Origin of the sequence: Methylobacterium sp. 190mf, assembly GCF_900107945.1 — a bacterium.
Lineage (GTDB): Bacteria > Pseudomonadota > Alphaproteobacteria > Rhizobiales > Beijerinckiaceae > Methylobacterium.
Genome location: NZ_FNVI01000024.1, coordinates 91,858 through 104,886 on the forward strand (window position 1 = coordinate 91,858; position 13,029 = coordinate 104,886).

Below are 13,029 nucleotides of genomic sequence, written 5' to 3' on the forward strand. Positions count from 1 at the left end.
CCGGTCCGCGCGATCCGCTCGCGCTGCTCGGCGTAGCGTTCGGCCGCGGCGCGCCGCACTGCACCCTCGAGCCGGCTGACGAGATTCGCGAGGGTGGTCATCGTGCCGAGATCCCGATCGTGGCCGGGCGGGGGCCCGGCGTGCTGCACTGCAATATGCGCGCAGCTCCGGGGACATGTCAGGGTCTGCATCTCGGAGCTGTCATGCAACGAGATCATGATGTGCGCGGAGGGATGTGGACCGGCCCGACTTTCCGCTCGGAATGCCTGCCACCGGTCGGACCCCCTTAGGTCGATGCGACTTCCTGAAACTGCATCCCGCATATGGAGGCCGATTCCGCCGCTGGCGTCCTCGAGAGCGAATTGAAGCGATCCAGGGCGGCGCGTCCACTGAGATCGTGGCGCTGACTGGATTGCTTCGCTCCGCTCGCAAAGACGGGATGCCGCATCAACCGGATGGGATCGCGACAGCCCTATCGGGCCTGCGGCCTCGCCTGCCCGGCGAGGGGCAGGTCGCCCCGCGCCTCAAGTCCCTCGCGGATCGCGCGCTTTGTCACCTTGCCGTAGCCGGATTTCGGCAGGGCCTCCCAGAAGAACACGCGCCGAGGCAGCTTGTAACGAGCGACAGTCGCGGACAGCCACGCGATCAGCTCTCCCTCCTGCACCGCGGCCCCGGGACGGGCGACGCAGACCGCGACGCCGACCTCGCCCCAGCCGGGATCCGGGACGCCGAGAATCGCGGCCTCGGTGATCGCCGGATGCGTGAGGAGCTTCTCCTCGATCTCGCGCGGATACACGTTGGAGCCGCCGGAGATGTACATGTCCGAGGCGCGGCCGGTGATGAACAGGAAGCCCTCGGAATCGAGATGGCCGAGATCGCCGGTCCGGAACCAGCCGTCGCGGAACGCCGCCGCGTTGGCCTCCGGATTGTCGTAGTAGCCCGCGAACACGGCCGGGCCGCAGACGCAGATCTCGCCGGTGACGCCCGGCGGGCACTCGCGCCCCTGCATGTCCTGGATCTGGACCTGCATGCCGGTGCGCTCGAATCCGCAGGTGCCGACCTTGACGTCCGGCCCGTCCTCGGCCGCGTGCAGGCGGGGCGGCAGCACCGTGATGTTGCCCGTCACCTCGCCGAGGCCGAAGTATTGCACCAGCACCGGCCCGAGCACTCGCAGCGCGTGCTGCTGGTCCGCCCGGTACATCGGCGCGCCCGCGTAGATGACGTGGCGCAGGCTGGAATGGTCGTGCGTCGACACCGCGGGGTGCTCAGTCAGCAGCTTGACGATGGTCGGCACGGTGAAGAGATTCGTGACGCGCCACGCCTCGATGAGAGCCCAGACCTCCTCGGGATCGAGCCGCTCGCCCGCGGTCAGCACCGTCTTGGTGCCGGCCGCGACCTGCGCGAGCTGGTGGATGCCGGCGCCGTGCGAGAGCGGCGCCACGACCAGGGACGCGTCGGCCTCCGTCGTGCCCGGCATCAGGTCGCAGAGGTGATTGGTGATGACGAAGGCCATCTGGCCGTGGGTCAGGACCGCCGCCTTGGGGCGGCCCGTCGTGCCGGAAGTGAAGAAGAACCAGCACGGATCGTCGTGCTCGACATCGGCGACGGGCGCGGCCGCGCCGAGATGGTCGGCGACGAGCGCGTCGTAGCCGGCCCCGAAGGCCGCGTCGCCGATCGCCACGACGCGGTCCAGATCCGGGCAGGCCTCGCGCACCGCGGCGGCGTGCTCCGGGAAACCCGCGCCGCAGATCAGCGTCGAGGCGCCGCTGGCACGGGCGAGATAGGCGATCTCCGCAGGCGTCTGCCGGAAATTGGCCGGCACCCAGACGGCGCCGAGCCGGAAGCAGACGAACATCGACTCGAACAGCTGGTTGCTGTTGCGTGCCTGGACCAGGACGCGATCACCCTTGGTCACACCACGGGCGGCGAGCGCCGCCGCCATCGCGTCGACCCGGGCGTCGAGCTCGGCCCAGGTCCAGCGCCGCGCGCCCCAGGCGAGCCCCACCGCGTCCGGAAACCGGCGCGCGGCGCGGCGCAGGAAATGGGCGAGATTCATCACCCGCCGGGAGCACGGCGCGACCCCGCCGCGCGGCGCCCCCGCGGCGCTCATCAGGTGAGCTTCCCGCAGGCCTTCTCGAGCAGCGACCAGCCCTCGTCGCCGTACCGGCCCTTCCACTCGGCGTAGAAACCGGCCTTGCGCAGCTTGTCGCGGAAGGGCTCCGGGTCGGGCTTGTTGAAGACCATCCCGTTCTTCGACAGGTCCGCCTGCAGGTTTGCGTTGAGCTGGGCGACGTCCGCCCGCTCCTTCATGCCGGCGGCGTTGATGTGGCGGGCCACCGTCTCGCGCAGGTCCGCCGGCAGGCGCTCCCAGGCGCGGCGGTTCGCCAGGAACCAGTACCCGTCCCACATGTGGTTGGTGAGCGAGCAGTACTTCTGCACCTCGTAGAACTTCGTCGTGGAGATCACCGCCAGCGGGTTCTCCTGGCCCTCGACGATCTTGGTCTGCAGGGCCGAGTAGGTCTCGTTCAGGTTGATCGACGCGGGAGCCGCGTCGAAGGCCTTGAACATCGAGGTCCAGAGCGGCGAGACCGGGACGCGGATCCGGAAGCCCTTGAAGTCGTCGGGCGTGGCGATCGGCTTGGTCGACGAGGTGGTCTGGCGGTAGCCGTTGTCCCAGATCTTCTCCATGGCGACGAGGCCGGCCTTGGCGATCTGCTGGCGGACCCAGGCGCCGAGCTCGCCGTCCATGGCCGGCCAGACGGCGTCGTAGCTCGGGAAGGCGTAGCCGATGCCGTTGATCGACGCGTTCGGCACCAGCGTCGAGAGGATCAGCGGCGACATCGTGAAGAACTCGACGCTGCCCGAGCGCAGCTGGCTGAGCGTGTCGGTGTCGGAGCCGAGCTGGCTCGTCGGGAAGATCTTGAGGTCGAACCGGCCGCCGGTCTCCGTGCGCAGCGCCTCCGCCATCTCGCGGGCGCGGATATTCATCGGATGCGTGTCGGGCAGGTTGTTGGCGTACTTGTACGTGAATTCTGCCTTCTGCGCCCGCGCCACGTGCGGTGCCGCCACGGTACCGGCGATGAGGGCCGTCGAGCCGGTCGCCAGGAATCGGCGGCGGGACAGGGGCGTGCGGTACGGGGACATGGCGGCCTTTCCGGTGCGGGCGCGGGGCCCGACGTTTCCTCGGGTCCGCGTTGGTGCGGACTCCTGATTGCGGCCTCGATAGCCGCTGACCGGTGCCAGTCAACGGACTTTCGCGGCCGCGTCCCCGGGAATGATTGCATCCGGCCGCCGCTGATACGGGGCGACCGGAGGCGGCCCCGGCCGCGCGAGACCGTGGCGACGCGACGATGGCGCGGATGGCGCGCTCGGCCTCAGTCCTGGCCGGGCAGATGCACCGTCCAGGGTTCCTCGAAGGTGTGTTCCTCGAGGTTCACGCCCGGGCCGCCGCGGTCGACCACCACGAAGTCCTGCGGCTGGCCGTAGGGCGTCAGCACCCCGTGCCACGTGTTGCGCGCGTAGCAGACCCCCTGCCCCGGCGCCGTCACGAAGGCCTGGGGCGGGCCGGGACGGCCCTCCGCGTCCGGGCAGACCACCACCAGGAACGGCGCCACGCTCAGCGGCAGGAACGCCTGCGCGCCCAGCGGGTGCCGCTCGACCAGGCCGAGCCGCAGCGGCACCGGGTAGGGCTGCGCCTCGACCAGCCCGATCACCACCCGCGACCCCTCGCCCACGACCTCGACCGCCGCCAGATCGTGGAAGCGCCGCGCCATCCCGCCGTTCATCGGCCGCGGCGCCACCGCGGCGACGTCGATCACCGTGCCGAACGGCGCGAACGCCTCGGCCGTCAGCGGCCGGGCGACGACCGTGCGGGCGCCAGCGCTCACCGGCCGAGCCCGCGCGGCGCCAGCGCCGGGTGGCGGTTGACGTCCTTGTACAGCAGGTACCGGAACGGGCCCGGCCCGCCCGCGTAGCAGGCCTGGGGGCAGAAGGCGCGCAGCCACATGAAGTCGCCCGCCTCGACCTCAACCCAGTCGCGGTTGAGCCGGTAGACCGCCTTGCCCTCCAGCACGAACAGTCCGTGCTCCATGACGTGGGTCTCCTCGAACGGGATCGAGGCGCCCGGGCGCATGCTGACGATGTTGACGTGCATGTCGTGGCGCAGGTCGTCGGAGGCGACGAAGCGGGTCGTCGCCCAGGCGCCGTCGGTGCCGACCATGCCGGCCGGCTCGACCGCCGATTCGTGGGTGACGAAGGACGTCGGCGCGTCGAGGCCGGCGGCGGGCTGGTAGGCCTTGCGGATCCAATGGAAGCGCGCGGGCGCGTCGCCGTCGTTGCGCAGCGCCCAGGCCGCCCCGGGAGCGAGGTAGGCGTAGCTGCCCGGCCGCAGGGCGTGCCGCGCGCCCTCCAGGGTGAGGCTGGCCGTGCCGGCGACCACGAACAGGACGCCCTGGGCCTGCGGCTCCGGCTCGGGGGCTTGGCTGCCGCCGCCGGGGGCGACCTCCATGAGGTACTGGGCGAAGGTCTCGGCGAAGCCCGAGAGCGGCCGGGCCACGATCCAGGCCTGGGTCCTGTCCCAGCCCGGAAGGAGGCTGGTGACGATGTCGCTCATGACGCCGTGGGGGATCACCGCGTAGGCCTCGGTGAACACCGCGCGGCCGGTCATCAGCCGCGTCTGGCCGGGTAGGCCACCGCACGGGGGGTTGTAGGCTCCAGCGCTCATGGTCGGTCTCCAGAATTCGACTTCAAGCTGTAAACGTCTGTCGGGGATCTGGTCACGCGGTGCGCGGCTCGGCGACGGGCGCCTCGAGGATCTCCGCCGTGTCGGTGGTGTCCTCGCCGTTCAGGACGCGATTGGCCCGCACTCGGTCGATGTCGCCCTCCCAGGCGGCGATGACGACGGTCGCGACGCAGTTGCCGATCAGGTTCCCGAGGGCGCGGGCGATGCCGACAAACCAGTCGACCGATAGGACGAGGACCAGCCCGATCACCGGGATCTCCGGCACCGCCGACAACGTGGCGGCGAGGACGACGATCGCCGAGCCGGGCACGCCGTGGGCGCCCTTGGAGGTCAGGAGCGCGATGCCGAGGATCAGCATCAGGTGGCCGAAGGACAGGTCCGTGTTGGTCGCCTGGGCGATGAACACGGTGGCGAGGGTCAGGTAGAGCGAGAAGGCGTCGAGGTTGAAGGAGTAGCCGGTCGGGATCACGAGGCCGACGGTGGATTCTTTGATGCCGAGCCGCTCCAGCTTGCGCATGACCTGCGGCAGCACGCAGTCCGACGAGGCGGTGCCGGCGACGACGGTCAACTCCTCGCGCAGGTAGGCGAGCAGCTTGAAGAGGCTGAATCCCGCGAGCCGCATGATGCTTCCGAGCACCACGACCACGAAGAGCGCGACGCCGGCGTAGAAGAGCATCACCAGCATGCTGAGCTGCTTCAGGGACCCGACGCCGTATTTCCCGACCGTGAAGGCGACCGCGCCCAGCACGCCGAGCGGCGCCAGCCGCACGATGAAGCCGATGATCCGGAACAGGACCTCGGTGATGCGCTCCAGGCTGTCGGCCAGCGGCTTGCCGCGCTCGCCGAGGAGCGAGAGCCCGGCGCCGAACAGGATCGCGAGGAGCAGGACCTGGAGGATGTCGCCCTTGGCGAACGCGTCGATGAAGGTCGTCGGCACGATCTTCATCAGGAAGTCGACGGTGCCCGTCACCTGCCCGACGCGGTCGGTGTAGCTGGTGAGCGACTTGGCATCGAGGGTCGCCACATCGACGTTCATGCCGTGACCGGGCGCGAACACGTAGGCGAGGACGAGCCCCAGCGCGAGCGCGATGGTCGTCACCACCTCGAAGTAGATCAGGGACTTGAGCCCGACGCGACCGACCTTCCGGAGGTCGCCCGCGCCGACGATGCCGTGCACGACGACGCCGAAGACCAGCGGCGCGACCACCATCTTGATGAGCTTGATGAAGACGTCGCCCAGCGGCTTGAGGGTGACGGCGAAGTCGGGCCAGAGCCGGCCGACGAGGATGCCGATCATCAGGGCGGCCACAACCTGCCCGAACAGCGACCCGTACAAGCGCTTCATCGCGATCTCCCTCGGAAGGCTCGACCCGACCCGACCCGACCGCGATCGTCCCGCCTCTCATGGGCGGGTCCGGTCGAGCCCGACCGCGCGGCGCGGCGCCATTGTGCAAAGCGATGCCTGCTCGGCCTTCCCGGCGGCAAAATCGTGCCGAACGATCTAGACGTCAAATATCTATTTCATTTAGTTTGAAACGCTCAGAGTTTTAATCCGCCCATGGAACTGCGCCATCTCCGCTACTTCGTCGCTGTGGCGAAGCACCTGAGCTTCACCGCCGCCGCGGAGAGCCTCGGTGTCGCGCAGCCGCCGCTCAGCCAGCAGATCCGCGATCTGGAGGCGGAGATCGGGACGGCTCTCTTCGAGCGGACGACCCGGCGCGTGGCGCTGACGCGGGCAGGTCATGACTTTCACGTTCAGGCGATCGGGCTCCTGGAGCGGGCCGCCGAGGCCGTCGAGCGCGCCCGGGCGATCGGCGGGGGCACCGCCGGCATCATCAATGTCGGCCTGACGGGCTCGATGCTCGCGGGGCCGCTCGGGCACGCGATCCGGGATTTCGCGCAGGTCTATCCCGCGGTGGATCTCCGAATCCACGAGATGTCGCCGGATCGCCAGATCGCGATGCTGAAGGCGGGGCAGACCGACGTCAGCTTCCTGCGAGCCCCGCCGCAGGATGCCGATCTGGTCCGGGTCCGCGCGTGGAGCGAGACCGTGCAGGTCGTCCTTCCCAGGGGGCACCGTCTCGCGCGGGGCAGCCTCCGGCTCGCCGACCTGCGCGACGAGCGGTTCGTGTTCCTCCGGATGTCCGATTCGCTGTTCGCCAAGTATCTCTGGGATTGCTGCGTCGAGTCCGGGTTCGTCCCCACCATCACCCATCAGGCCGTCGAGGCGGCCTCATTGACGAGCCTCGTCGCATCCGGCCTGGGCATCGCCATCATCCCGGAATACGTCGCCCGGCTGGCGCATGCCGACGTGGTCTACAGGCCGCTCGAGGGACCCCGCATCCGCGCCGACGTCTTCGCGCTGTGGTCGCCCGCGAAAGCCGCCCTGGTCTGCAACTTCGTCGATCTGGTCCGCGACGGTCGGAAGACGCTCGCCGACTAGGCGGATCACCCGGGCCTCGGCGCCGTGGCGGGTGCCTATAGGACACGCGCCCCCCTCGGATCGCCGGCCGTGGCGGAGCAGCCCGATGCTTTTCCCTCACTGAATTTCTTGTATCCGCCTTCTTTTGGGTTCGCCATATTCCCGAAACGAATCTGATACGCTATTGCAGCTTAAGGTCCGGAGCGCTTGAAGCCACAATGCCTTCCCAGTTCATCCGCTCCGCGGCCTGGGCACCCACGATTGCTTTGTCGTGGTTCTGGGGGCTCGGGTTTTTCTACGCGATCCATGTCACGCTGACATACGGCTGGCTCGGGTTCCTTGCCTTCGCCTTGCCGAACGCGACCGGTCTCGGCCTGTTCGGCTGGATGCTCGGCGCGCCGCGTCGGAATATCGACGCGATCGTGGCCGCCGTGCAGGGCCCCTACGCGCTCCTGTTCATGGGAGCCCAGTTCTTCGCCGTCGCGATCACGATCTTCGGCTTCGCGGCCTACGCGTGGCTTCCCCTGTTCGGCCACGACGCCGCCGTGGGCGTGATCGCATTGGTCCTCGTCGCCTGCTCGCTCGGCCATGCCGTCCCGCTGCGCGGGATCCGCATCGTCCATTGCGGGGCGCTGGCGGTCGGGCTCGCCGCGAGCGTGATCCTGCTCGGCGGGCTGTCCGCGCAGCGGGACGGCTGGGACGTCCCGCTGCAGGCCTTCGACGAGCGCTTCTACGGGCTCGTCGTCCCCTCGCTGGTCGGCTTCCTGCTCGGCCCCTGGATGGACATCCAGCAGTGGCAGCGGGCGGTCGAGATCCGGCGCTCGGGCGGGTCGGTGCGCGCGGCCTACGTGACCGGCGCGCTCCTCTTCCTCGGTCTCCTGACGATCAACGCGCTCATCGCCGCGCGGGCGGGGCTCGGCATGCCGGTCGTCTCGTCCGACGGCCTGTCGGGAGCCTACGCGGCCGTGGCGCAGGCGATCGGGCGCGAACCCGCGACCGGCGTCGCGGTGGCCTTCGTGATCTGGACGGCGATCGCCGCCGCGACCACGATCGACAGCTTCTACAGCGCCACGCGCTGGCTCGGGATCTCGGTCACGGCCCGCAGCAATTCCCCGCTCCTCGCCTTCGTGCCGGCCGGCCTCGTGGCGTCGCCGGTCTGGATCCTCGGTGCCGCGCTCGCCACAGCGGCGGCGGCGATCTGGGCGAACCTCTCGCTCCTCTACCTGATGATGCCCTTCGCCACGCTCCTCGTCGGGGCGGCGGCGTGTCTCGTGTGCGAGACGCTCGGCGCGACCCGCCGCTACGACCCGGTTCTCACCTCCATGATCGGGGCGACGGCGTGCCTGATATTCGTGACAGGCTATCTGGCCCCGAGCTGGGCGCTGCTGGCCATCGCGCCGCTGATCGGCCTGATCGGCGCTCTCCCGATGATCGCCGAGGTCCTCGGCTGGCGCGCGCCGCCGCCGGTCGCGGAGCTGATCCCGGCGGCGGAGCGGGCGCCGCGGGCGGCGCCGGTGCCCGTGGCGTTGGACCAGACCGACGCCGTCGCGTCGCACGGGTTCGACGGGCACTGGTTCGTCCTGCGCCTCATCCCGACCTACGACGACACCAACTCGGTCGGGAACGTCTACTTCGCCAATTACGTGCGCTGGGTGGGCAAGGCCCGCGAGCTGTTCTTCAACATCTGCATGCCGGATTTCGACCTGAAATCGACGGACTTCTACATTCTGACGAAGTCCTTCCAGCACGACTTCCGCCGGGAGGCGATGGAGTTCGAGCCGGTCACCGTCCGTATCTCGATCGCGAGCCACAACAGGAAGTTCGTGACCCTGGCGCACGAGATCCACAGCGAGGTCAACGGCCTCCTCGGCCGGGGCGAGCAGTCGCTGATGTTCGTGGACACCGTCCACTATCGCCCGCTCGATATTCCGCGGGCGATCATCGAGGGCTTCCTGCCCTACTGGCCGAAGACGTCCCCGCACGCCGTCGCGGGCGGGAGCGGCACGACCGGCGTCGCGCCGCTCGGCGTCTGAACGCGCCTCACGCCGCCTGAACCGCCGCCGGGAGGAGTTGACCGCTACGCGCCAGCGCGGCGGCCTGCTCGGCCGGCAGCGGCTTGCTGAACAGGTAGCCCTGGAACTCGTGGCACCCCTGCTCCAGCAGGCAGGCGCGCTGGGCATCCGTCTCGACGCCCTCCGCGGTGATCGTCATGTCGAGGCTCGTCGCCATGTCGATGATCGCGTTCACGATCGCCGCAGCGCTCCGCTCCTGCGGCAGGTCGCGGACGAAGCTCTGGTCGATCTTGATCTTGTCGAAGGCGATCCGGCGCAGGTAGCTCAGGCTCGAGTAGCCTGTCCCGAAATCGTCGAGGGACAGCCGCACGCCCATCTCGCGGAGCTTGGCGAGCGTGGCGTTGATCGCCGGCGTGGCCTCCAGGAACACCGATTCGGTCACCTCCAGCTCCAGGCGCGGCGCGGCGAGCCCGCTCGTGCGCAGCGCGGAGCGGACGAGTTGCGTCAGGTCCGAGTGGCGGAACTGCCGCGGGGACAGGTTGACGGCGATGCGGACATCTCCCGGCCAGCCCGCCGCGATCCGACAGGCCTCGCGGAGGATCCACTCGCCCAGCGGTATGATCACCCCGGTCTCCTCGGCGAGCGGGATGAACTCGCCGGGCGAGACGAAGCCGCGCACCGGATGTTTCCACCGGATCAGCGCCTCGAAGCCGCGCACGCGGCACTCCTTGGCCGCCACGATCGGCTGGAAGTAGAGGACGAACTCGTCCCGATCGAGGGCGCCCCGCAGGTCGGCCGTCAGGGCGCGCCGCGCCTCGATCCGCTCATCCATCTCCGCTTCGTAGAAGCGGTAGCCGTTCCGGCCCTCGCTCTTCATGCGGTAGAGGGCGAGGTCGGCCCGCCGCATGATCTCCTGGCACCCGTCCTGCGGGGCGATCGCGATCCCGATGCTGACGCTGACGGTCAGCCGGATGCCGTCGATGGTGAAGGGCGACGCGAGCGCCTCGACGATGCCGTTCGCGAGCGACTCGATGCCGTGCAGGTCACGGGCGCTCCGTCCGGTCGCGAGGACCGCGAACTCGTCGCCCGCCAGACGGGCGAGCTGAACATCGGACGCCTCGAAGCTCCGCAGCCGCTCGGCGACCGATTTCAGGAGCCTGTCGCCGGCCGCGTGGCCGAAGGTGTCGTTGACGCTCTTGAACTCGTCGAGGTCGAGGGCGAGCACGGCGAACCGGTCCCCCTGCGCGAGCCGTTCCCGCGCCGTTTCCTGGAGCTGATGGAACAGGACCCGATTGGGCAGATCGGTCAGGGAATCGTGCAGGGCGAGATACGACAGCCGCTCCTCGGAGCGCCGCTTCTCGGTCACGTCGGAGCCGACGCCGCGATAGCCCGAGAATGCGCCGGCCCGGTTGAAGGTCGGCTTGCCGCTGAGGCACCACGTCCGCCGCTCGCCGGCGATGTCGAGCTGCAGGTGCAGGTTCCGGAAGGCGCGCCGCTCGGCGATGCAGCCCCACAGGGTGGTGCTCGAGTGGCTCCTGGGCGGCGCCACCGGCGGCAGCAGCAGCCGCTCCAGGGGCAGGCCCATCAGCTGGCGCTCGGAGGAGCCGGCGACCTCGATCAGGCGCGGCGAGACGTGTTGGAGGCGCAGGTCGGCATCCGTTTCCCAGAGCCAGTCGCTGGCGCTCTCCTCGAACTCGTTGAGCAGGAGGTGGGTGAATTCCTGCTGCCGTTCCAGCTCAATCTGCGCGATGACCCGCATCGTCAACAGCCGGCTGAGATGCACGATCGTGAAGCAGATGAAGATCGCGTAGAAGAACAGCAGGACCGCGACGTAGATGTAGAAGGGCTCCCCGGTCGTCGCGAGGGCGATGAATGAGCCGAGGATGATCAGGCCGGAATAGCCGATGGCGACGCGGGGCAGCACCGCCGCGCTCATGCCGGTCGCGATCAGGCCCGCGATGCTGGAGGCGATCAGGAGCCGCCCGTGCGCGTCGGCCCCGGCGAAGAGCATGACCGGGATGGAGGCCAGCAGGAGGCCGTAGGCCTGGGCGGCCAGCACCACGCCCTGGACGAATGAGGACGGCACTTCGAGGGGTTTCGGACGGGAGCGCCAGCGCCAGCACTGCTGGAGCGAGACCACCGCCAGGGGCAGGACGAGCGCCTCGAGCCCGGCGAGGTAGACCCGGTTGCCCGGTTGCCAGAACAGATAAACGATGACCTGTACGACGCTGAGGCTCACAAGAATCGTGAAGGGAACCAGGCGGAGCGCGACGTCGAGCTGCTCGACGCGGGCCCGCGCGCGAAGGTTCGCGTCGAGTGGATCCGCTTTGCGATCGGTATCGATCAGGAAAGAAATCAACATCTCGCGCGACGCAAACGCCCTCTGAAAAACCTTTACGATCGAAAACTGCGGCTCTCGCTATTTAGATGCATACACAATCGCTCGCTTGCACAAGTACAAGTCGCTCGTCGGTTTACAACTCGTAAATATCGCACCAGCACCCGGCGCTGCGGCTCGCATCCGCCGGGCGGCGGCGCTAAGAGGCGAGCGCGCCCCGGTCGCGGCTCAGCCAGAGCCGTCCGCGGGGCCGAGTAGGATGAAGCAGACGATGCCGCAAACGCTGGGCCTCAACCGCATCCTGGGCGGTGCGATCGGTGTCATCGCCCTGGTGTCGGTCCTGACCAGCGGCGCGGTCCTGATCACGGCCGATCAGCTGCGGGACGCGACCGATGCCCGGAGCCGGTCCAACCAGCTGATCCGCGCCCTCGACGGCTTCCGCGCGGCCATGCTCAATCAGGAGACCGGACTGCGCGGCTACCTGATCACGGGCCGCGACGGCAGCCTGGAGCCCTACCGCACGGGGCGCCAGACACTGGACGAGGCGATCGACAGGCTCAGGACCCTGATCGGCCACGATCCCGAGCGGACGCGCCTCTTGGCCGACGCGGTGGCCGCGGCCCGCAGCTGGCAGACCGAGGTCGGCGAGGTCGTCGTGCGAATCGCGGCCGATCCGGCGAAGCGTGACGAGGCGGTCAAGATCGAGGCGGACGGTCAGGGCAAGCGGCTGTTCGACACCTTCCGCGAGAAGCTCGCGGCCATCGAGGGTCTCGAAGGAGCGGTTCGGGCCGCGCTGGCCGAGCGCGTCGCGCGGAGCGAGCGCAACGAGGGCCTCGCCCTCTGGGGCGGAACGCTGATCACGCTGCTGATCTGCCTGGGCATCGGGGTCGCCATCAACCGCCTCGTCGTCAGGCCTCTCGTGGCGGTGATGGGCTTCGTGGGACGGGTCGGCGAGGGCGACCTGTCGAGCACGCTCGATGTCCGCGCCGGCGGCGAAGTGGGCCGTCTGAGCACGACGCTGAACACGATGGTCTCGGGTCTGTCGGACTTGGCGCGGACGAACCGGGCGGCGACGGCGGACCTGAACGCGGCCGCGGCCGAGATCCGCGCCTCGGCGCAGGAGCAGGCGGCCTCGGTCGAGCAGCAGTTCGCCGCCGTGCAGGAGACCGCCGCCACGGTCGACGAGATCACCCATTCGGGGGCGCAGATCTCCAAGCGCGCCACCGAGGTGATCGCCACCGCCCAGGCCACCGCCCAGACCTCGCGCCAGGGGCTGCGCGCGGTGTCCGACACCGCCAAGGCCATGGACGCGATCCGCGAGCAGGCGGAGGCGGTGGCGGGCAACATCGTCAGCCTGTCGGAGAAGACCCAGACGATCGGCGACATCATCGAGACGGTCAACGACATCTCGGAGCGCACGCACCTGCTGGCGCTGAACGCCGCCATCGAGGCGGCCGCGGCCGGCGAGAGCGGGCGCAGCTTCTCGGTGGTGGCCTCGGAGATGAAGCTCCTGGCC

The 13,029-nt window shown here is 69.5% G+C and carries 9 protein-coding genes; 3 read left to right on the top strand and 6 right to left on the bottom strand.

Going from position 1 to position 13,029, the window contains the following annotated elements; all coding sequences use genetic code 11:
* Window positions 1–472: 472 nt before the first annotated feature.
* The 5 genes from C4T42_RS24670 to C4T42_RS24690 form a co-directional block, all read right to left on the bottom strand.
* A complete protein-coding gene (locus C4T42_RS24670; RefSeq protein ID WP_020093577.1) occupies window positions 473–2,110 on the bottom strand; it encodes an acyl-CoA synthetase in 1,638 nt (545 codons plus the stop codon).
* Entirely contained in the window at window positions 2,110–3,144 is a 1,035-nt protein-coding gene (locus C4T42_RS24675; RefSeq protein ID WP_020093576.1) for a TRAP transporter substrate-binding protein, read from the bottom strand. The genes C4T42_RS24670 and C4T42_RS24675 overlap by 1 nt, the downstream gene beginning before the upstream one ends.
* A gap of 230 nt (window positions 3,145–3,374) precedes the next feature.
* Window positions 3,375–3,887, bottom strand: a complete 513-nt coding sequence (locus tag C4T42_RS24680; RefSeq protein WP_020093575.1) for an ureidoglycolate lyase — start codon at window positions 3,885–3,887, stop codon at window positions 3,375–3,377.
* Window positions 3,884–4,723 (bottom strand): bifunctional allantoicase/(S)-ureidoglycine aminohydrolase, encoded by an 840-nt coding sequence (locus C4T42_RS24685; protein WP_026604998.1) that lies wholly within the window; start codon window positions 4,721–4,723, stop codon window positions 3,884–3,886. The genes C4T42_RS24680 and C4T42_RS24685 overlap by 4 nt, the downstream gene beginning before the upstream one ends.
* Before the next feature lie 52 nt (window positions 4,724–4,775).
* Window positions 4,776–6,086 (bottom strand): dicarboxylate/amino acid:cation symporter, encoded by a 1,311-nt coding sequence (locus C4T42_RS24690; protein ID WP_020093573.1) that lies wholly within the window; start codon window positions 6,084–6,086, stop codon window positions 4,776–4,778.
* A 213-nt stretch (window positions 6,087–6,299) separates the two neighbouring features.
* On the opposite strand from C4T42_RS24690, the gene C4T42_RS24695 reads away from it, so the two are divergent.
* Together C4T42_RS24695 and C4T42_RS24700 are read left to right on the top strand one after the other, a co-directional pair.
* Window positions 6,300–7,184 carry a LysR family transcriptional regulator gene (locus C4T42_RS24695; protein ID WP_020093572.1) on the top strand — a complete coding sequence of 295 codons (885 nt, stop codon included), beginning with the start codon at window positions 6,300–6,302 and terminating at the stop codon, window positions 7,182–7,184.
* Window positions 7,185–7,381: 197 nt separating this feature from the next.
* Window positions 7,382–9,196: a thioesterase family protein gene (locus C4T42_RS24700; protein ID WP_026604997.1), complete on the top strand. Its 1,815-nt coding sequence runs from the start codon at window positions 7,382–7,384 to the stop codon at window positions 9,194–9,196.
* A gap of 7 nt (window positions 9,197–9,203) precedes the next feature.
* Here C4T42_RS24700 and C4T42_RS24705 read toward each other — a convergent pair whose 3' ends face one another.
* Complete coding sequence (locus C4T42_RS24705) at window positions 9,204–11,537, bottom strand: EAL domain-containing protein (RefSeq protein WP_020093570.1); 2,334 nt, start codon at window positions 11,535–11,537, stop codon at window positions 9,204–9,206.
* A gap of 247 nt (window positions 11,538–11,784) precedes the next feature.
* Between C4T42_RS24705 and C4T42_RS24710 the strand changes: the two genes are divergently transcribed.
* Window positions 11,785–13,029, top strand: a 1,245-nt coding sequence (locus C4T42_RS24710; RefSeq protein ID WP_103986036.1) for a CHASE3 domain-containing protein, incomplete at its 3' end; no start/stop codon positions are given.

Bases quoted from the DNA above. Each gene is read 5' to 3' on its own strand.
- C4T42_RS24670 (WP_020093577.1), bottom strand. From the start codon at position 2,110: ATGAGCGCCGCGGGGGCGCCGCGCGGCGGGGTCGCGCCGTGCTCCCGG.
- C4T42_RS24675 (WP_020093576.1), bottom strand. From the start codon at position 3,144: ATGTCCCCGTACCGCACGCCCCTGTCCCGCCGCCGATTCCTGGCGACC.
- C4T42_RS24685 (WP_026604998.1), bottom strand. From the start codon at position 4,723: ATGAGCGCTGGAGCCTACAACCCCCCGTGCGGTGGCCTACCCGGCCAG.
- C4T42_RS24690 (WP_020093573.1), bottom strand. From the start codon at position 6,086: ATGAAGCGCTTGTACGGGTCGCTGTTCGGGCAGGTTGTGGCCGCCCTG.
- C4T42_RS24695 (WP_020093572.1), top strand. From the start codon at position 6,300: ATGGAACTGCGCCATCTCCGCTACTTCGTCGCTGTGGCGAAGCACCTG.
- C4T42_RS24700 (WP_026604997.1), top strand. From the start codon at position 7,382: ATGCCTTCCCAGTTCATCCGCTCCGCGGCCTGGGCACCCACGATTGCT.
- C4T42_RS24705 (WP_020093570.1), bottom strand. From the start codon at position 11,537: ATGTTGATTTCTTTCCTGATCGATACCGATCGCAAAGCGGATCCACTC.